Genomic DNA, 20216 nt, shown 5'->3' on the forward strand with positions numbered 1-20216 from the left:
TTTCTTTATCATATTTTCCGGTCGAGGCCGAAACAGGTGATGCGACAGCTGCACAAAGCGCTGCGGCCATCATCTGTCTGCGGTCAAAATCCATCCTACACTATAGACCGAGCGATCCCGGATTCATAAGTCCCTTTGGATCAACGGCTTTTTTCAGGTCCTGCAGCAACGCATCGGCGGCGGGGTCCAGGCTGTCGCGGTAACGATAGGTTTTCGCTATCTGCAGATGCGCCGCACCCTGATCATGAAACAGGTCAACCAGCGCCTGTTTCAGCTTCCGGGTCAGTTCCCACGCGTCGCTATTGGCTTCCAATGTCGGTAGCTTGGCGAAATGAGCCGGCTCAATGGTCGCCGCGTGAACCGGGTTGGATGCGTCGGGCCAGTAGAGGCACGGCTCAATAATCGCGCCGGAACCGCTGACCGCCGACACCAGGATGCCAGTGAAGACGCCATGCTGGTCCATCTCTTCGCGATGCTCTTCGAACAGCGCGAGGACAGCATCATAACAGGCAATCGCTCGGCTATGCGGCAACAGTCCGTGAATGGGTGCCCAGCGTTCGCCTTGCGGGCCGAGCATGCTATTGAGCGGCCCGAACGGATTGGCGCGGATGATCTTGGGAATGGTGTTCTCGGTCTCCGTCGCTCCATGTTCCAAAGCCATTTTGCGTGCCCGTTCCAGATCATCATCCGCCGCCGCCTGGATACGCGCCTCGGTCAGCACATGGAGCGAGAATTTCGCCTCGTCCATAAAGTCCCGGCCCGCCGCGACAACCTTTGCGCCTTCCTTGATTGCGCCCCAGACACTGCCCTGTTTCTTCATCATCTGACCCAAAGCCTTGGCATCGCTGCCCAGGCTGTCACGGTGCATGCGGATGGCGTTCAGACTCGGGTCAAAACCGAAACATTCCGTGGACACGCCGGAACGTTCAATGGCCGCCATTGCTGAAAGAATGTCTTCATGGTTTTCGAAGGTGAAGCTTGCATAGCCATGCGCCTCGGCTTCCGGGATCATTCGCAAAGTGATGGTCGCCTTCATGCCCAATGCGCCGGTGTCGGCCAGAAACAGACCGGTCAGGTCCGGGCCATAAGGCCGGGTGAAATTTGCGCCGGTTTTCAGGATGGTGCCATCGGCCAGCACCACTTCCATCGCGATGCAGCTTTGCGCCGCCGTGCCATAGCGCCCCGATCCCCAGAACAGGCAATTCTGACTCATCCCGCCGCCTATGGATGCTTTCAGACCCGACAAGGTTCCCCAAAATGGTGTTCGCAATTTTTTGGGGGCCAGCGTTTCATAAAGCTTGGCCCAGGTGCAGCCAGCCTCGACCGTGACCGTCATATCGGTCTCGTTAATTTCCAATATCCGGTCCATTGCCGCCAGATCGAACAGCACCGCACCGGCCTTTTCCGCCGTATAGCCGCCAGTATAGCTCATGCCGCCGCCACGCGGGATGACCGGGATATTCTGCGATGTGGTCGCGGCAATCGCGGCGGATAATTCATCCTTGTTTTTCGGACGAACCACAGCGAGCAGATCGGCGCCGCGCTGGTATACATCATGCGCATAGAAATTCAGGCTATCACCGTCAGTCAGTACTTCTGCGCCCGTGTCAGATATATATTGGGCAGCGGTGGGATTGGCTTTTGTGGCCATCAGCTTGGCTCCGTGGCTAGGGTTTCTGTGGGGGAAGGATCGGTTTCGGGGAAGCTATCGGGATAGCGACCGAGGAACAGGAGCAGCCCGCCACCAATAACGAAACCGAAAATCGCCACGCTCAGGATCGGATCATAGCTGCCCATATTGTCGCGCACGCTGGCGTAGATGATCGGTGACAGGGCCGAGAAAAAACCAAAGGGCATGTAAAGCATGCCATAGATTTTACCATAGTTGGCCATGCCGAAATAGCGTCCGGTAAGATAGGCGATCAGATCGCTCTCCGCACCGGCTGCAAAGCCGAGCAGAAAAGCCGCCAGCGCGGCGAGCGGAAAGGTGATGCTGTCGCCGAGCAGAACGTAGCAGGAGATGGCCGGCAGACAGAGCAGCGGAAAAGCCACAAATCCCTGCCAGAACCGGTCGAGTAAGGCGCCGGTAATGATCCGGCCTGACAATATTCCGATTCCCAAAACGCCCATGACACTGGCTGCGGTCTGGGCATCCAATCCGCGATCACCCAGCATGGTTGGCAGGTTGATAAATGCGCCGCCAAAGGCTGTGGCAATCACGGCAATTGATAACCAGATCAGCCAGAAACGATAGTCCTTCAACGCTGTACCCAAGGTAACACCGGTCAGGTTGCCGCTGTCGCTCAAAATCGCTTTGGGGCGTTCTTCCGGGCGTGGTTCGCGAAACAGGAAATAACCAAGCGGCAAGGCGACGAACAGCGGCAGCGCCGCGACAATCGCGAACATCGCCCGCCAGCCATAGTTTTCAATACCCCATACGGCGAGCTTGGGGACGACGATGGCGGCGAGACTGGTTCCCAGCAGCAAGATGCCTAGCGCAAGCCCGCGGTTTTTGTAAAACCAGAGGTTGATCGCCCGGCTCCAGCTGACCGGGGTCGAGCCGATGCCGATCAGTCCGACAACCACCCAAAGGGCATAGTAAATATACAGCGTGGATGTCACCTGAGCCGTTGGCGTGAAGGAGATAGCCGCAAAGGACAGGCCAAAAGCCAGCAGCGAATAGAGCGCCACTTTCCGGACGCCATATTTATCCGCTAGCGATCCGAAAAAAGGCGCCAGCAAGGACGCGATAATCCCGAAAATCGTGATCGGAAAGAGTATCTGCGTGCGGGTCCAGCCAAATTCTTCAATCAACGGTTCGACCGTGAAGCCGATGACATTAAAGGGTATCGGTGATGCCCCGCAGGCCACGCCGAGCACGCCGGCAAGCAGAACCTTCCAGCCCATCGCAAATTCATTCCGCTCGGGATCGTTCACGGATGATTGTGTTACATTCATTACGCGTTTGTGCCTCTCCGATGGATGACAGGCAAGATATGAATGGCCCGGAAATATGCGCGCAGAGTATCAGTCTCTGTGGCAACCGGCCTTTCGCCTGCAATCAAATATTCCGCTGGCACCACGCTTGCGCATGGTCCCAGCGGAAAAACCTATTTTGGGCCTTGCTTCCTTTTCCCGTTAAAAATCAAAGCGTCCCTTGATCAGGAAGGTCCGTGGCGGGTTCAGATAGCTGTAATTGGCCAATGTGGATTCAACGGATTCCTCATCGAAACAGTTTTTGCATTCTGCCGTAATCGACCAGCCAGACTCGCTCTTCAGCGCCAGTCCTGCATTGACGATCCAGCGGTCTTCCGAAAAGCTGCCGGTTATAACATCGCCATTGCCGAGCGTGTTGGACGGGAAAACCGTTCCGGAAAGGCCGGTTACAGGCTGATCAAACAGCGTGACTTCGCTGGTACCGGTTTCGCTGTCGCTGCGCCAGTTGGCATTGATCGAAGGAACGAGCGACAAGCCACCGCCAAATTCCGCCGTATAGCTTGCGCCAATTGCGATGGTGAAATCAGGTGTTCTGACCGGTTCGGCGATGCTGCCGTCCGGTGCCACAATACCAACACCGCAAGATGCCGCCGTATCTGCTCCGGCAGCGTTGGGGATCAATCCACCAGCGAGCTGGGCCAGACAGGCTGCCTGCTGGGCATTGACGGATTGCACGCCAAAGGCATCGAGCGCGGCTGCGTTGCGATCAATGCGGTACTTATCGTCCTGATAACCCAGAGACGCGAAGATATTCAGCCCGTCGTAAAGCGCTGTGTTGAGTTCAACCTCAAGCCCGCGGTTCCGGTAGTCAGCAAAGTTCCGGGTGATGAAGGCCAGCGATCCATCGGGACGGATGAAGGCGGAAGGGGTTTGCAAGCCATCGATATCAAGCTGGAAGGCGGTGACATTCAACCGGACGCGGCGATCGAAAAATTCGGATTTGAAGCCGGCTTCATAACTCCATGCCTTTTCGGGACCGAATGGCAGCAACTCCCCGGGCGATGTTCCGCGCGCATTCCAGCCGCCTGATTTAAAGCCGCGGGTGGCGGAGGCAAAAATCAGAATGTCGTCCGACACATCATAATTTATCGCAAAGCGCGGGGTCCAGATTTTTACATTCTGTTCCTCCGGAATGGCAGCCCCGTTATTGGCTACCAGATTGGCGCTGTCGATACAGGTGCTGGGACCGAACTGAAACGGCCCGAAACAGGTATTCTGTCCCAAGGCATTGGTTCCGACGACCGGCCGATTGTCGCGCACCGCAAAGGTCTTTTCCTCATCCGTATAGCGGATACCGGCGGTCAGCTTCAGTGCGTCGGTGACATTGACATCGGCTTGCAGATAACCGGCCCAGGCCGTGGTTTCATTGCGGATTTCCCTGTCCGCGAGAACCAGCGGGAAGCCTGCCGGAAGCGGTGGAAAAGCGAGGGAGAATATGTCGCCAAAGTCGGTGCGGTTATTCTCGTCAAAATAATAGACGCCGCCCACAAAGTCGATCAGACCATCTGCCAGCGATCCGGTAATTTTGATTTCCTGCGTGAACTGGTCATGTTCGCCCTGATTGGCGATGGTGAAGCCGCCGCTGGTGAAACCGATGACCGGCGGAATTGGTGTCGAAGTGCTAGGGAGGCCGCGACCATCGGCAAAGTCGAGAGCAAAATCTTGGCTCAGATCGATGAAGCCGGTGATGAGATTGATCTCAAAATCACCCAGATCGATTTCGAGATTGGAAGAGACAAAATCCATCTCGACTTCGTTGCCCAGCCCGAAATCGCTCTTCGGACCCGTTAAAATACCATTGAAATTGCTGTCCTTGGTCAGGCCGGTCGTAACAAAACGTCCCGAACAATTGGTAGTATCTGCCGGATCACAGTCGAAGTTCAGGATGTTCCCGGCATCGGCATAGGTGTGCATGTAAGAGCCGGTCCAGCGAACGGAGTCAGACAATTCTCCGCGGAACCCGAGACGGACACCCCAGCCATCGCTTTCATTGGTGCGTTCTCCGGTGGTTGTATTCTTGGCATAGCCCTCGTCATCCTGAAAATAGCCGGAGACTTTGACAGCGAAGCTGTCTGCCAGAGGCACATCCACCGATGCGCGCACGAGATAGCGTTCGTAGCTTCCATATCCCGCTTCCACATAGCCGGCGAATTCATCGCCGGGTTCTTTCAGGATGACATTGATCGCACCGCCGGTTGTGTTCCGGCCAAATAATGTCCCCTGCGGACCACGAAGAACCTCCAGCCGCTCGATGTCAAAAAAGGACAGGTTATTGGCATTTTGCCGCGACATATAGATATCGTCGACATAGGTGCCAATGGGCGGGTCAAATGTGGCAATGGATTCCGTGTTGCCGATCCCGCGCAGGAAATAGGAATTGGCCGTGCCCAGACCGGTATTGTTGAGTCCGACCAGATTGGGGACAAATTGTGTTACTTCCAAAGCATTGGAAACGCCGCGCGTTTCGAGTTCTTCGGCGGAAAAGGCGCTGATTGCAATGGGGATATCTTGCACGCTTTCTTCCCGGCGCTGTGCGGTCACCACAATGACATTCAGTCCGCCTTCTTCGGATACTTCCTGGTCCGTCGAAGACTGTGCATAGGCTGGCGCACCAGCTAGTGAAGCCAATGCCAGACTGAAAACGGTTGAATTTCTTAATGTTGCTTTGCGCGATATCATTGTTTGACTCCCTGGTTCCCGACAAACAGAGAATGCTTGATTTACATCCAAGTTGTCCAGACAAATTTAAAGGTTAGGGCTAATCTTCTTGATAGGGCGAATGCTAACAACCAATTGGCCTATCACTACAACCAGATGAATTTTCCGCGTTTTTATGGTTTTTCCGCCACAGTCATGCCGCGCAGCTGCTTGATCCCGACTACGGAGCGGCAGGCGGCAATCAGCTCGTTTTTCAGGCTCTGGGCTGCTGGTTGCAGCACCGAATTGCGGCGAATCGCGAAATAGGCGGTGCGTGCTACGGGGAATTCGGTGCCTTCCACGATATGATATTGTGCGCGCTCTTCCTCGGTCGCGAACAATTCCTTGGCGAGCAGCATGACCGCGTCACTTTGCAGCAAGGTCGATTTGGCGAGGATGACCGAATCCATATCGACATATTTGGCCGGAGGCGAAAGCCCGGCGGCGAGAAAGACGTTACAGATGCGCTGCCATTGCATCTGAAGCTGCATGGACACCAGCCATGTCTGGGACGCTAGGTCCTCCAGCGTTATGTCGGACTTGGAGGCAAGCGGATGATCCCGCCGCATCATGACGACATCGCGGTCCTCGAACATCTCGGTGGTTTCGATGGCAGAGTCTATTTCCAGATCGGTCGGCGGGGCGCTGGCGACAAATTCGACTTCTCCGCGCAACAGTTTCTCGTAAAGCGATTTGGTGTCGCCTGACGTGATGCTGAGGGTGACCCCGGGCTGTTTTTCACTGAAACGATTGATGACCATAGGGGCAATGCGAGTGAGGAAAGACCAGCCAAGGCCAATGCGGACATAGCCTTTATCGGCGCCGCGCAGGGCGCTGATCTCGGCAGCGGCGAGGCGGCTTTCGGCGGTAATGACTTTCGCCCGGCGCGCCAGAGCTTCGCCAAACCGGTTGGGTTCGGCGCCAAAAGCACCGCGTTCAAACAGTTTGACGCCAAGGCTTTCTTCCAGTTTCGCAATGCTTTTCGACACTGCCTGCTGGCTGACACCATTGTTACTGGCGGCGCGAGAGAAGCTTCCCGTGTCATAGACGGAGAGAAAATGCTGCAATTTTTGGGGATCCATGGAGGGCTTGATAAAACGCTGGCGCAGATCGGGTTTGCTCATGATCAGGTCCTTTCATGCAGACTCATCACAATCAATAGCTGTGCTTAAGCCAATATCGGTTGTTAGCTGTCTCCTATCAGGTCGCCTAGCGGAATCAAAATATTACGGAGCAGCGAGGATATTTGGCCGTGGCGGCGCTAAGCAAACCCATTTTGACCGGAATCATGCCCGGCATGATGAAGCATGAAGGAATCTGGACAGGGACCTATCGCCATGTCGACACGGACAATCAGCTGGTCGATCAGCACCAGGCGCGCGTCGAATGCATATTCCCGCATGATGGCCCCTATGCCTATGTCCAGAAAAACCTGTTTCAATGGGAGGATGGCCGGGAATATCGCTCCACCCTGAACGGTGTGCTGCGCGACGGCAAACTTTGGTGGGACAATGAAAATTTTGATGGTTGCGGCTGGGAAACGGATTTCGGACTCGTCCTGCTCAACCTCAATCGCAAGGATGACCCGGGGGCGAATTTCTATGAGATTATTTGTCTAGGCGACGATGGCAACCACCGGGCGCGGACGTGGCACTGGTTCAAGGACGGACAATTGTTCAAGCGCACCTTGTGCGACGAGCAGCGGGTGATGGATTGAGGCATTGCAATTTGTCCGGACATATTTATTGATAAGTTGAAGCAGCAACATTCAGGGGTCCGGCGCAATGACAGAATTATTCAACTTTTCCTTTTATCAGCTGCTCGTCTTTATCCACATCATCCTGTTTGTCCTGTGGCTCGGCGCCGATGTGGGCGTATTCATGCTCGGTCAGCATTTTCGCAAGCGGGAGAAATATGATTTGCCGCAGCGGCTGGTTCTGCTGCAACTGCTCGTCAATCTTGACATGACACCGCGAACGGCCTGGGCCCTTATGGTCCCGCTGACGATCACGATGGTCGATGCTGGCGGCTGGTGGGATGTGCCGGGCTGGGGCGTGGCTTTGTCCTGGGTGGTTGGTGCCGTGTGGCTGTGGCTGGTCTGGGACGCGCATATCCATGACCAGACGGAGCGGGCGGCGCGTGACCGGAAAATCGAGTTCGTGCTGAAAATCGGCCTGACCCTTTTCTATCTGGGTCTCGGCATCCTCTCGCTGGTGCAAGGCGAGCCGCTGATTCCCATATGGCTGGCGACCAAGGCGTTGATGTTCGGCCTGATCTTTGCCGCGGCCATCATGATCGATGTTGCGTTCAAGCCCGTAGGGCCGCAACTCGGCAAGCTGATTGCCGAGGGATCATCGGATGAAACAGAAATCCCGCTCCGCAAGACGATGGACACCACGCGTATTTGGGTTTGGATTGTCTATCTGTTGCTGCTCGCCACCGCATTTCTTGGTAATATCAAGCCGTTTTAGGGAAAAAAGAGGCCGGCCAACGCGGCCGACCCCCAGGGAGAAACTCTGACGGGAAGCGTTATTTTTTGTCCGCTTCCGCCGCCCGCTCTGCATCAATCATCTTCTTGAACACCGTCCAGGTGGTTTCATTCTTGCGCGGATCATCGCCGGGTGGCGGCGCGGTATATTCGGGATAGTTGAGCGCGATCTCGTCCTTGATCACGTCCGGCAGTTCGTCATAGCTTTTCAGCTTTGCACCCATCGCGTTGAACACCATCTGTCCCTGCCGCCCGCGCATTTTCATCCACGGCATCCAGTCGGAAATCCGGACCCAACTGATCGACGGATAGGCGGTGGGATTATTGGTATCGAGAATTTCATCAGCGAGCATGGTGAAGTCGAAAATCTCCATCGCATGATATTTATTGCCGACATAATCCTGATAATCGCCCGCCAATACATTGTGATAGAAGAGCGGCACTTCGATCGGCATGAACATCCAGTTGCCCTGCTGCCGGATATTGGGCAGCGTGTATGGCGTGCCATCGGCGCGGTAAGGATAGTTGGGACGGCTGTTTACAGGGTCATTGGCAATTTGCATCACTTTGACCGTCTCGCCCGTCCATGGATTGTCCCAGGTGCGCAATATTTCATTTGTCTTGGGATCAAGATAGAACATCACTTCGCGGCTGACCTGACGATAGCCGACGCCGCGCTTGGGGTCTTCGATCCGGACACATTGCCGGATATTCATGCCTTCGCCATTATACAGATGCCGATCGGGTTCTCCCTGTACGCGGGAATAGACTTTGCCGGACCAATGATAGACGGCAGGCACACCATCAGCAGTGCCACATTGCGTCCGTTTCATAATTTCCAGGGCATCTTCTGGTTTTTTCGGATCAAGGGTCCGTGCGGACGAAGGGCTGGCAAGAGCAAAGGATGCTACCATTGTTGCCAAAGCAGTCCGCCTAAAAATTCGATTCATTTCACGCATCTCCCTAAAAATCGTGCCAAGTTATCATGCAATTAATTTCACTTTCTGGTTGACTTTAGATTTGTCCGGACAAATTGTGAAGAGGAAATAATGATCGAACATGATATTGGATCCTATGACCGGTTTTACCAACTTCCTTTTTGTACCTGCCAACAGGCCTGAACGCTTTGAAAAAGCGGCGAATAGTGGTGCAGATTTGATCTGTATCGATCTGGAGGATTCGGTGCCTGCAGATCAAAAGGAAAGCGCGCGCGAATCCGTTATGGATGCCCTGAAAACGCTCGACCGGTCAAAAACGGCGGTACGAATCAATGGGCTCAGGACGGCTGCCGGTCTGGCTGACCTGCTCGCCTTTTCAGCCGCTGATCGTCTTCCTGCTCTGCTTTTTCTGCCGATGGTTGAAAGCGCTACCGAGGTTGAAATTGCACATAGTATTTTAGGCGACCGGGTCGACGGTCTGGTCCCGCTGATCGAAACGGTCAAAGGCCTGCGCGCCGGTGATGCCATTGCCGCGAGCGCCGGCGTCACCGCTATGATGTTCGGTGGCGGCGATTTTTCCGCTGAGCTGGGCACCAGGCTGGAATGGGAACCGCTGCTGGCTGCGCGCGGTGCGTTTATTTTGTGCTGCGCTTCGGCTGCGATCGCCGCGATTGACGTCCCCTATATCGACATGGGCAATGAGGCCGGTCTGGAAGAGGAATCCGCTAAAGCAAAAGCCATGGGTTTTCACGCCAAGGCTGCTATCCATCCCAAGCAGATCGCTCTCATCGCCAAGACCATGAAACCGACGGCGGCGGAAGTGGCCGAAGCGATAGATGCAATCAATGCTTTTGACGCAGCCGGCGGCAAAGCGATTAGTCATAATGGGCGTATGTTAGAGGCGCCGGTTATGCAACGATTTAGGCATATCGCGGCAGCAGCCGGATAAAGCGAAGACCAGAATGTTTAATCAACAAGGACAATTACATGCGTGATGGAGTTATAGAAGTCAGCCCGGGACGTTTCCGCGAAACGTTCGGACGCTATTTTGAAGATTTTGTAGAGGGGCATATTTACGAGCATCGTCCCGGCCGGACGATCACCGATACCGACAATGTGCATTTCACCTTGCTGACAATGAACACGCATCCTGCGCATTTTGACTATGAATTTGCCAAGAAAACCGAATTTGAAAAGCCGCTGGTCTGCTCTCCGCTCACCGTCGCGTTGATGGTCGGGATGAGCGTTTCCGATACCAGTCAGAAAGCGGTGGCCAATCTTGGTTGGGACAAAATCCGCCTCACCCATCCGTTATTTCCCGGTGATACGCTCTATGCCGAGAGCGAAGTGCTGGAAAAGCGGGAATCCTCTTCACGTCCGGAACAGGGCATTGTCACCATAAAGACAATTGGCAAGAACCAGGATGACAAGGTTGTGTGCACATTTGAACGCACCATGCTGATCTGGAAGCGCGGCTTTGGCGGCGCGGACGATTAAAAAGTCGACGACAAAATAAACGGGGGAGGGAACCCCAGTTTTAAGACACTCAGGAGCGACGAATATGGCAACGGCAATTGATAATGCGCAGCATATGATTGATCCGGAAGAAGAACAGGCTTTCATGGATGCGATCCAGAAATGGATCGCCCGTTCCGTGAAGCCTGTGGTCATGGAACATGATCACGAAGATAAATGGCCAGAGCAATTGGTGGGCGAAATGGCCGACATGGGTCTGTTCGGCGCAACCATCGGCGAGGAATATGGCGGCCTCGGCTTGCCAGCGACCAGCTATGCGAAGATCGTCGCGGAAATCGCATCGCACTGGATGGCAATAACCGGCATTTTCAATTCGCACCTGATCATGGCCTGTGCGGTCGAGCGTTTTGGTACGGCCGAGCAAAAAGCCAAATGGCTGCCCAAATTTGCCAGCGGCGAAATTCGCGGCGGGCTGGCGCTGACCGAGCCCAATGCGGGTACGGATTTGCAGGCGATCCGCACCACGGCTGTCCGCGACGGCGATGAATATGTCATCAACGGTACCAAGACCTGGATTTCCAACGGCATTAACGGCAGCTGTTTTGCGCTGCTGGTCAAAACCGATCCCAAGGCAGACCCGCGCTATAAGGGAATGAGCCTGATGATAGCGCCCAAGGGGGAAGGCTTTACGGTTGGCAAGAAGTTCAAAAAGCTGGGTTATAACAGTATCGACAGTGCGGAGCTTGTGTTCGACAATTATCGTATTCCGGCTGACAATCTTATCGGAGGTGTCGAAGGCCAGGGCTTTTTTCAGGCCACGGGTGGTCTGGAGCTGGGCCGTATCAATGTTGCGGCGCGGGGCGTTGGTCTGGCCGAGGGTTCGCTTCGGCTCGCCACCGAATATGCGCAGCTGCGCGAGACAATGGGCAAGCCAATATCCGAACATCAGGCGATCCAGTTGAAACTGGGTGAAATGGTGACCCGCGCAAGAGCGGCGCGTTTGCTGACCCTCGATGCGGCGGAAGCCTATGATCGCGGGGAGCGCTGTGATCTGGAAGCGGGCATGGCGAAATATTTTGCATCGGAAGCGGCAGTGCGCAATTCCGAGGAATCCATGCGCGTCCATGGCGGCTATGCCTATTCCAAGGAATATGAAATCGAGCGCTATTATCGCGATTCATTGCTTATGTGTATTGGTGAAGGGACCAACGAGATGCAGCGGATGATTATTTCCAAACAATGGGTCAAGAGGAACCCTGCGTGAGTGAGTTGACCACGAAAAAGCCCCTCCCCTTCAGGGGAGGGGAAAGGGGTGGGGGCGATGTGCAAACATCGCTCGCGTTAGCGAACTCCTTTGATCTTGCATGCCCCACCCCAAACCCCTCCCCTAAAGAGGAGCGGCTTAAGTTATGACTGCAAAACAACCACTTAAAGGCTTTCGCGTCCTCTCTGCCGAACAATATGGTGCCGGCCCTTACGGAACCATGTTCCTTGCCCAGATGGGCGCCGATGTAATCAAGATCGAACCACCAAAAGGCGGTGACACGGCACGCCATGTCGGGCCACACTGGCTGCGCGAACAGGAAAGCCTCTATTTTCAGAGCTTCAATCTGAATAAGCGCTCGCTCACCCTTGATCTGCGCACCGACGAAGGGCAGGAGGTGCTGCACACACTCGCCAAAGACGCACATGTCGTGGCGAATAATCTGCGCGGTGATGTGCCGGACAAGGTCGGCCTCAACTATGATGCTCTAAAGACCGTTAATCCGGCCATCGTCTGTGCCCATATCTCCGCCTACGGGCGCGGCAACGAACGGTCGAAATGGCCAGGCTATGACTATCTCATGCAGGCAGAGGCCGGTTTTTGTGCGCTTACCGGAGAGCCTGACGGGCCGCCCGTGCGCTTTGGCCTGTCGATGGTCGATTTCATGACCGGCACAATGGCCGCCGTTGGCCTGCTCGCCGCTTTGCTGGATGCGCAGCGTTCGGGCGAAGGCTGCGATGTCGATGTTGATCTGTTGTCTGCCGCTGTACATCAGACCAGCTATCCCGCGCTGTGGTATATGAACGAGGAAGATGTGACGGGCCGTGCACCCTATGGCGCGCATCCGTCCGCCACGCCGAGCCAGATGTTCAAGGCCGCCGATGGCTGGATGTTCGTCATGGCACAGCTGCCCAAATTCTGGACCATATTATGCGAGCGGATCGGTCATGAAGAGCTAATGACGGATCAACGCTTTGACACACCGGCCAATCGCCTGACCAACCGCTCGGCCTTGTCGGATATTTTGAGCGATATCTTTGCCGCGCATCCGGTCGCGCACTGGCTGGAGCTGCTGCAGGGCCTGATGCCGATTGCGCCGGTCTATAGCCTGGATCAGGCACTCGACAGCCCTTGGTTGAAGACCATCGGCATGCGGGATACGGTCAGCCATCCGGATCGCGCAGACATGAATGTCCTGTCGAGCCCGATCAAGCTGAATGGCGAGCGGCTGCCTAATCGGGCAGGGCCACTGCTCGGGGCTGATAGTGATGCGGTTCTGGCTGAAGCCGGCTATGATTCGGGTGCGATTGCTGACCTGCGTGCGAAAGGGATAGTCTGAACATCTTATGGCCAAACTGACGGGTATCAAGGTCATCGACCTCTCGCTTTTCCTGCCGGGCCCGATGCTCAGCATGATGATGGCCGACCACGGGGCCGAGGTGATTAAGGTTGAGCCGCCGACCGGTGATCCCGCCCGCGCAATGGAGCCGATGGAGGCAGGGCAATCTGTCTGGTTCCGTAACCTCAATCGCGGCAAGCAGGCGCTGGCGCTCGATCTGAAATCCGATGCAGGCAGGGCGCAGCTTTGGGAATTGCTGGCCGATGCCGATGTGATGATCGAGGGCTTTCGCCCCGGCGTGATGAAGCGGCTCGGTTTTGACTATGACACGGTTTCGGCGCGTTTCCCGCGCATCGTCTATTGCTCGATTTCCGCCTTTGGGCAGGAAGGCGAAATGGCGCATCACCCCGCCCATGATCTGGCCGTGCAGGCCTTGTCCGGCTTCCTGTCCGTCAATGATGGCGCAGATGGAATGCCGGTCGTGCCAGGTGTGCCTTCGGCGGATATGGCTGCTGGGCTAAACGGATTATCGGCCGTGTTGATGGCGTTGATCGGGCGTGAAAAAACCGGCGAGGGCGACTATATCGACATAGCCATGTTTGACTCCATGTTGCCATGGTGCGCCCATATTGCCGGATCGGCTATTGCTGGAGGTGCTTCGCCTCAATCGCAGTCACAGCGGTCCTTGGGCGGCGCGGCTTTTTACAATGTCTATAAAACCGCAGATGACAAACATGTCGTACTGGGCGCGCGCGAGGTGAAATTTGCGCGCAATCTTTTGACCGCGCTGGAACGACTGGATTTGTTACCGCTCGCCGAGGCTGAACCGGGCGCGGGGCAAGCGCCATTGGTCGCTTTTTTGCGGGAGATTTTCGCGACCAGAACCCGTGACCAATGGGTAGAGTGGTTTGCCGACAAGGACGTTGCCTTCTCCCCTGTTCTCGATTTTCGCGAAGCGCTGGACCAGGATTTTCTGCGCGAGCGCGGCCTTTTGATCGAAGCCCATGGCAGCCATCAAATCGGCTCGTCTTTTCGCTTTGCATCGGAAACAGGCTGGCAGGCAGATGATGCCCCGGTCCTGGATGAGTCGCAATGACGCGGGCTTCAGTCCACCTCGATATGCATCGAATAGGCAAAGCGCTCGCCGGGATGATAGCTCGCAGAAATTTCAAACATCCGGTCGCTTTCGTCAAAATAGCAGCGCAGGATGCGCAGCACCGGATCGCCTTTTTCCAGGCCCAGGTCGGACAGTATATCCTTGGTGCCCTTGATCGCCTGAATATCCTGCGTCACCCGGGTCACGCTCACTTTGCCCAGCGTTTCAATCTGCCCGAACAGGGTTTTGGCGTTGACGTCAATCTGGGCGACAGCATCGGCCAGTTCGGGATGTACCCACGCCTCGGTCACGGCAATGGGGCGCTTGCGACCAGGCTTCATCCGCTTGCCGTGAAAGGCGAACCAGTCACCTTCGGCCTTGGCGCCGATTTGCTCAGCAACATCGCTGGGGATCGCGCCCGCGTCCCGCTTTTCAAAGGCAATGGTGGTGTCGCGGGCATATTGCAAAATCTCGCCGACATTGCTCAGCGGCTGGTGCAGCGCACCGGCGCGCGCGGTCGCGGGTTGTACGACCGTGCCGGAACCACGCTTGCGGGTGATCAGGCCCTCGGCGGTCAGTTTGCGCAAGGCTTCCCGCACCGTGAAGCGGCTGACATCATATTTTTTACACAAGACAGATTCGGTCGGAAAATCACCGGGATCGGAATAGTCTCCGCGCAAAACCGCCTCGCGCAGTTCGTCGGCCAATTCGAGATAGCGCGGTTTCTTCTTCGACGCGTTTTTGGATTTAGCGGGTGCTTTCGCGGCCAATTTTTCTCTCCCGGACATCGGGCAGTCTTAGGACGGGCGCCGCTATGACGCAAGAGAGCCTGACCGAGAAATTGGCGACTCATTTGATGCGGCCGGTTGATGAAGCGACGCGGCAACGGGCAAGATTGCATCTGCTCGATTGGCTTGGGTGCGTAGCGGGTGCGCTCACCAGCGAAGTAGGCAGTTTACCGAGAAAGATTTCGGGGGTGCCAGGCTATCATGGATCTTGGTTAGGTAATGTTCTGGAGATGGATGATATTCACCGGTCATCCATTTTACATCCTGGCCCCGTGGTCTGGGGAAATATATTTGGTCAATTGGCTGCCGATTTTGACGAAATGTTGGAAGCTGCCATTAGAGGCTATGAGGCCGTGATCGCTATTGGTTCGACTTTTGATGATCGTCATTATTCGTACTGGCACAACACCTCAACAGCTGGAATATTTGGCGCTGCAGTAGCGGCGTCTTTTTCCTTTGAACAAAGACCATCCTTGGAAAATGTGGTCGATGCCATGGGGTTAGCTGGATCAGTGTCAGGCGGATTTTGGCAGATGCGTAACGAGGATACAATTACAAAGCAGTGGCATATTTTCCACGCTGCAGAAACCGGTTGGCATGTTGCCGAAGCATCCCTGGAGGGCGCTACTGGCCCCCGCTTCATCCTCGAAGGTCCACAAGGCCTTTACGCTGCCACCTGTGAAAATCCCAAACCCATGACCTTTCCGGATCATTGGCGTATCCACGAAGTCAGCTTCAAGCCATGGGGCGCCTGCCGCCATGCCCATCCGGCGATTGATGCCGCGCTGGAGCTCAAGGCAAAGCTAGGCACGCTGGACGGCGATATCCATGTTGAAACCTATGCTGATGCAATCAGTTTTTGTGATCGCCCTGATCCGCAAACCGTCATCGACGCGAAATTCTCGCTTCAGCATGCTGTGGCGGTAGTGGCCGAACGCGGCGTGCCGCAGCTGGCGGATTTTGAACCCGATGCCATTGCAGCTCTGGCCGATGCTCGGGCCCGCGTCACGGTTTCCGAAGCCGGTGACATAACCACTCGCTATCCCGAACATTATGGTGCGCGGATTACATGCGGCGAAGAAGCTATTGAACTGGTCGATACGCTGGGCGATCCGGAACGACCGTTGTCCAAAGCGGGCATAATCGAGAAAGCACGGGCGCTGATTGCCTGGGGAGGGCTGGACGTCAAGGAAGCGGATCGGGCGATTGATCTGGCGTTAAACGGAGATGATCCAGCAGCAATCCATGAAATGTTGTCAGGGTGGCTATCATGACAGCAACCCAGCAAATTCTGGATTTCGCAGCGGCCAAACATGTCCTGCCCGACAGCGCGAGGGCGGCGGCAATTCGGTTGCTCGGTGACACATTGGCTGGCGGCGCAGCCGGCGCGGTGTCTGATGAAGCACAAGCCATGCTGGCTGCTGTCCGCAGCTGGGGCACTGGGGACGAAGTCCGGTTGCTGGGCTTGGCGGATCGGCTGCCCGCCCCGTCGGCGGCCTGGTTTAACGGCTTTGCCATCCATTGCCTGGAATGGGATGCCGTGCACGAACCGGCGGTTGTCCATGTCATGTCCGTCGTGACGGCGGCTATGCTGGCCAGTGCCGAACGGATGGGCGGCTGCGATGCGGACGCGTTTCTCACCGCTTTGGCCACCGGGGTGGATATTGCTAGCGGCATGGGACTGGCAGCAACTGGCGGAATGCAGTTTTTCCGCCCCGCGACGGCAGGCATAATCGGTGCGGCTCTTGCCGTCGCCAGACTCGAAGACCTTCCCGCAGATAAATTTCCCGATATTTTGGGGCTGGCTTACTCACAAGCGGCTGGCACCATGCAGGCCCATGCCGAGGCGTCCATCGCCTTGCCGCTGCAGATCGCCAATGCCTCTCGCGCGGCGATTGCGGCTGTTGACCTGGCAAAGGTCGGCATGAATGGACCGCATGATGCGCTTGAGGGACCCTTTGGCTATTTCAAGCTGTTCGAGCCGGGCGATCTGACGCGTTACATATGTGATATCGGCAATCGCTGGTTGATCGAGGAAGTCAGCACAAAGCCCTTCCCGTCCGGTCGCGCCAGCCATGGAATATTGGGCGCGATTGATGATATGATCCGTGACGGATCATTGGACCCGGCAATGGTCCGGTCGGTTGATGTGGCAGCGCCGCCATTGATCCACCGGCTCGTCGGACGCCCTTATAAAACCGATATGACACCCGGCTATGCGCGGCTTTGTCTGCCCTTTCTGGTGCCATTAATGCTGCGGGACCGCATCATTGATCCGCGCTGTTTCGATTCAACGGAATTTGCCAATCCCGATCTGGTGAAGCTGGGCAGCCATGTCACAGTCCGTATCGATGATAATCCTGACCAAAACGCATTGGCACCGCAAAAGCTGAGCATCACGCTGTCGGACGGCAGCACGATTGAGCGTGTGATCACCGATAATCTCGGCAGTCCTACCGCTCCGATGTCGGATGCCCAATGCCAGTCCAAACGTGATCTCGCCCATTCGCTTGCGCGCGATGATTGCGATCCCAGAATATTTGATGATCCCTTAGCTTATGCCACGGAGCCACAATGACTTTTCCGACCTATTTCGAAGCTTTTGATGCCAAGCAGATGCTCGCCGACTATCCTGTCGGTGATGCGTTCACCGCGCGCTATATTGGCATGTCCCGGGACGAGCTTTTTGCCATTCAGAACAGGCAGTTTTTGAAGCTGATGCAACGCGGATGGGAAATTCCCTTTTACCATCGCTTGTGGAGCAATCAGGGCATAGAGGCGGGCGATATCAAGGGGCTGGAGGATATTACCAAGCTTCCGGTTTATGACAAAAGCGATCTGATGGCCTCGGTCAACGACCACCCACCTTATGGTGATTTTGACGGGCGCGGTGATGCGCCGGTGGTGTTCCACACAACATCGGGAACAACCGGTCGTCCGCAACCGCTGATGTTTGGGCCCAAGGGACGGGAAATCACCAATTTGCTGGTCGGGCGGATGTATCGCTGGATGGGTCTCGGACGCGATGACGTGGTGCAGTCGGTCTATGGGCACGGCATGATCAATGGCGGGCATTATATCCGCGAGGCCGTCACGCATTTCACCAACGCCCTGTTCCTCAGCGCCGGCACCGGAATTGAAACCCGGTCGATCAATCAGGTAAACCTGATGGCGGATTTCAATGTCAGCTGCATGGTTGGCTTTGTCGACTATATTCGCAAGCTAGCCGAGGTCGCAGCGGCGGAAGATCTGTTTGACCGCATCAATCTCAAGATGATCATAGGTCATCTGGGAACGGAAGATCGCGCGTCAACCGAAGCGGCGTGGCAAGGGGCCAAGGCCTTTGACTGGTACGGGGTCGGCGATACGGGCAGCATTGCTGGCGAAGGCCCTGAACGCGATGGCATGTATGTGTGGGAAGACGCGCAATATCTTGAATTGCTGGATGTCGATACCGGCGCGCCCGTGGCTGCTGGAGAAACCGGTGACATGGTCGTGACTTGCCTGTTCAAGGACGACATCGCGCCCTGTATCCGCTTCAACACCCATGATATTTCCGAGGAGCGCACCGACAGCAATGCGACAGGCATGGTTTTCAAGCGCATTACCGGATTCAAGGGGCGCAGCGACAATATGGTCAAGCTGCGCGGTATCAACATATTCCCGCATGCCATTGGCGCGATCATTGAAGGGCGTAGCGACCTGACCGGCGAATATGTGTGCCGCGTTACACGGGACGATAGCGGACGGGACGAGATGCATGTCACGCTCGAAAGCCGCGGCAATAGCGACCACGCGCAAACCGCTGATCTGCTGCGCAAGGGATTGGGTATTGAGGTCGCCGTGCAACTTGTCGATGTCGGCGCGACAGCCGAAGATACGCAAATTGATACAAGGCAAAAGCCGATAAGACTGATTGACGAGCGGGGGTTATGATCGACTGGGATGCCTTGGAAACGGCCAACAGGCGGTTAAACGCCTTTACCGATTTTGATCGGACCGCGACGGGTGGTACCGGACCTCTTGCCGGGGTCACCGTCGGCGTGAAGGGCAATATCGCGGTTAGAGACATGCCCTGGACCGCCGGTTGCGAACTCTATCGCGACCGCGTTGCGAGCGAAGACGCGGCGGTAGTTGCAAGGCTGCGGGCAGCCGGAGGGACCATGATAGGGATGCTGAATATGGAGGAGGCCGCGCTGGGCGCAAAGACCGACAATCCGTGGTTCGGCAAAACATATAATCCGCACAAGGAAGGTTATACGCCCGGCGGTTCATCTGGCGGAAGCGGCGCTGCTGTGGCGGCTGGTCTATGCGATGTCGCCTTGGGCACGGACACAATGGGGTCTGTGCGTATACCGGCCGCTTACTGCGGAGTGTACGGATTTAAACCCGCGCAGTCGGCGATTAGCCAGGACGGTTTGGAGCTGGCGGAGCAATCGCTGGACTGCATCGGACCGCTGGCCCGGAACTTGGACCTGTTGGAAAAGGTGGCGCGAGTCATCAGCGATTTCGGTGAGGATAAGGCTGAGACAGGATCACTGGCGACATTGGTTGAAACGGGTGTTGATTGCGAACTGGAAGTCATCGAAAATTTCCGTGACATAATGCGCTGGGCGGGGGAAACTATTGCCGTGGTTCACCTGAAACATCCGTTGTCGCGCATCCGTTTTGCCGGATTTATAAAAACATCGAAAGCCATGGCTGCACATTTTGCGGACGAAGATCAAAGCAAGCTTTCGGATGGTTTGAAAAAATTGCTTACCTATGGTCCCAAACGCAGCGCCGCCGATTGGGACGAGGATCAGGCGATTCTCGAACAGACCTCTGAAACGATGCAGATTCTGGTTTCAAAACACGGTTTTTGTATCCTGCCGACCGCCCCGCAAGGTGCCTTTCCGCATAGCGAAGAGGCCCCGGCCAATCAGGCTGACTATACTTGTCTTGCCAATATTGCAGACCTTCCCGCGATTACCATTCCTTCTGGCTTTAACGACAAAGGCCTGCCTTTGGGGCTCCAGATTTTGGCGCCAAAAGGATGCGAAGCGGATATATTTGCTCTGGCACGGAAGCTGGACGAGAAGTTACGCGGCTATCGTCGCCCAGAAGCCTATTTGGAAATCACATAAGAGGAGA

17 protein-coding genes are annotated in these 20216 nt (G+C 55.9%); 11 read left to right on the forward strand and 6 right to left on the reverse strand.

Going from position 1 to position 20216, the window contains the following annotated elements:
* Positions 1-100: 100 nt before the first annotated feature.
* The 4 genes from ACO6S1_RS07550 to ACO6S1_RS07565 all read right to left on the reverse strand — a co-directional run bounded on the left by ACO6S1_RS07550 (position 101) and on the right by ACO6S1_RS07565 (position 6818).
* On the reverse strand, positions 101-1651 hold the full coding sequence (locus ACO6S1_RS07550) for an FAD-binding oxidoreductase (RefSeq protein ID WP_422345699.1): 1551 nt from the start codon (positions 1649-1651) through the stop codon (positions 101-103).
* On the reverse strand, positions 1651-2958 hold the full coding sequence (locus ACO6S1_RS07555; RefSeq protein WP_422345700.1) for an MFS transporter: 1308 nt from the start codon (positions 2956-2958) through the stop codon (positions 1651-1653). Before ACO6S1_RS07555 ends, ACO6S1_RS07550 begins: the two co-directional genes overlap by 1 nt.
* Positions 2959-3138: 180 nt before the next feature.
* Positions 3139-5676 (reverse strand): TonB-dependent receptor, encoded by a 2538-nt coding sequence (locus tag ACO6S1_RS07560; RefSeq protein ID WP_422345701.1) that lies wholly within the window; start codon positions 5674-5676, stop codon positions 3139-3141.
* A 152-nt stretch (positions 5677-5828) separates the two neighbouring features.
* A complete protein-coding gene (locus tag ACO6S1_RS07565) occupies positions 5829-6818 on the reverse strand; it encodes a LysR family transcriptional regulator (protein ID WP_422345702.1) in 990 nt (329 codons plus the stop codon).
* 128 nt (positions 6819-6946) lie between these two features.
* Between ACO6S1_RS07565 and ACO6S1_RS07570 the strand changes: the two genes are divergently transcribed.
* Complete coding sequence (locus ACO6S1_RS07570; protein ID WP_422345703.1) at positions 6947-7411, forward strand: hypothetical protein; 465 nt, start codon at positions 6947-6949, stop codon at positions 7409-7411.
* A 67-nt stretch (positions 7412-7478) separates the two neighbouring features.
* The gene (locus ACO6S1_RS07575; RefSeq protein ID WP_422345704.1) at positions 7479-8165 is read left to right on the forward strand and encodes a hypothetical protein; all 687 of its coding nucleotides are present in this window, start codon (positions 7479-7481) and stop codon (positions 8163-8165) included.
* A 58-nt stretch (positions 8166-8223) separates the two neighbouring features.
* Here the strand turns inward: ACO6S1_RS07575 and ACO6S1_RS07580 are convergent, their stop codons facing one another.
* On the reverse strand, positions 8224-9132 hold the full coding sequence (locus ACO6S1_RS07580) for a DUF1838 family protein (protein WP_422345705.1): 909 nt from the start codon (positions 9130-9132) through the stop codon (positions 8224-8226).
* A gap of 109 nt (positions 9133-9241) precedes the next feature.
* Here ACO6S1_RS07580 and ACO6S1_RS07585 point away from each other — a divergent pair, with 109 nt between their 5' ends.
* The 5 genes from ACO6S1_RS07585 (at position 9242) to ACO6S1_RS07605 (ending at position 14295) form a co-directional block, all read left to right on the forward strand.
* Positions 9242-10069 carry an HpcH/HpaI aldolase/citrate lyase family protein gene (locus ACO6S1_RS07585; protein WP_422345706.1) on the forward strand — a complete coding sequence of 276 codons (828 nt, stop codon included), beginning with the start codon at positions 9242-9244 and terminating at the stop codon, positions 10067-10069.
* A gap of 38 nt (positions 10070-10107) precedes the next feature.
* Positions 10108-10617 carry a MaoC family dehydratase gene (locus tag ACO6S1_RS07590; protein WP_207986972.1) on the forward strand — a complete coding sequence of 170 codons (510 nt, stop codon included), beginning with the start codon at positions 10108-10110 and terminating at the stop codon, positions 10615-10617.
* Between the two features lie 64 nt (positions 10618-10681).
* Entirely contained in the window at positions 10682-11860 is a 1179-nt protein-coding gene (locus tag ACO6S1_RS07595) for an acyl-CoA dehydrogenase family protein (protein ID WP_422345707.1), read from the forward strand.
* Positions 11861-12005: 145 nt separating this feature from the next.
* On the forward strand, positions 12006-13199 hold the full coding sequence (locus ACO6S1_RS07600) for a CaiB/BaiF CoA transferase family protein (protein ID WP_422345708.1): 1194 nt from the start codon (positions 12006-12008) through the stop codon (positions 13197-13199).
* 7 nt (positions 13200-13206) lie between these two features.
* Positions 13207-14295, forward strand: a complete 1089-nt coding sequence (locus ACO6S1_RS07605; RefSeq protein ID WP_422345709.1) for a CaiB/BaiF CoA transferase family protein — start codon at positions 13207-13209, stop codon at positions 14293-14295.
* 8 nt (positions 14296-14303) lie between these two features.
* On the opposite strand, the gene ACO6S1_RS07610 is transcribed toward ACO6S1_RS07605, so the two are convergent.
* Positions 14304-15065, reverse strand: coding sequence for a GntR family transcriptional regulator (locus tag ACO6S1_RS07610; RefSeq protein WP_422345710.1), 762 nt, complete (start codon positions 15063-15065; stop codon positions 14304-14306).
* Between the two features lie 44 nt (positions 15066-15109).
* On the opposite strand from ACO6S1_RS07610, the gene ACO6S1_RS07615 reads away from it, so the two are divergent.
* The 4 genes from ACO6S1_RS07615 to ACO6S1_RS07630 are packed head-to-tail and all read left to right on the forward strand — an operon-like array spanning position 15110 to position 20209.
* Positions 15110-16357, forward strand: coding sequence for an MmgE/PrpD family protein (locus ACO6S1_RS07615; protein WP_422345711.1), 1248 nt, complete (start codon positions 15110-15112; stop codon positions 16355-16357).
* Positions 16354-17661 carry an MmgE/PrpD family protein gene (locus ACO6S1_RS07620; protein ID WP_422345712.1) on the forward strand — a complete coding sequence of 436 codons (1308 nt, stop codon included), beginning with the start codon at positions 16354-16356 and terminating at the stop codon, positions 17659-17661. Before ACO6S1_RS07615 ends, ACO6S1_RS07620 begins: the two co-directional genes overlap by 4 nt.
* Positions 17658-19019: a phenylacetate--CoA ligase family protein gene (locus ACO6S1_RS07625; protein ID WP_422345713.1), complete on the forward strand. Its 1362-nt coding sequence runs from the start codon at positions 17658-17660 to the stop codon at positions 19017-19019. The genes ACO6S1_RS07620 and ACO6S1_RS07625 overlap by 4 nt, the downstream gene beginning before the upstream one ends.
* A complete protein-coding gene (locus ACO6S1_RS07630; protein ID WP_422345714.1) occupies positions 19016-20209 on the forward strand; it encodes an amidase in 1194 nt (397 codons plus the stop codon). Before ACO6S1_RS07625 ends, ACO6S1_RS07630 begins: the two co-directional genes overlap by 4 nt.
* The last annotated feature ends 7 nt before the right edge of the window (positions 20210-20216 follow it).

The sequence above is a fragment of the Parasphingorhabdus sp. genome, from assembly GCF_965233695.1.
GTDB lineage: Bacteria > Pseudomonadota > Alphaproteobacteria > Sphingomonadales > Sphingomonadaceae > Parasphingorhabdus.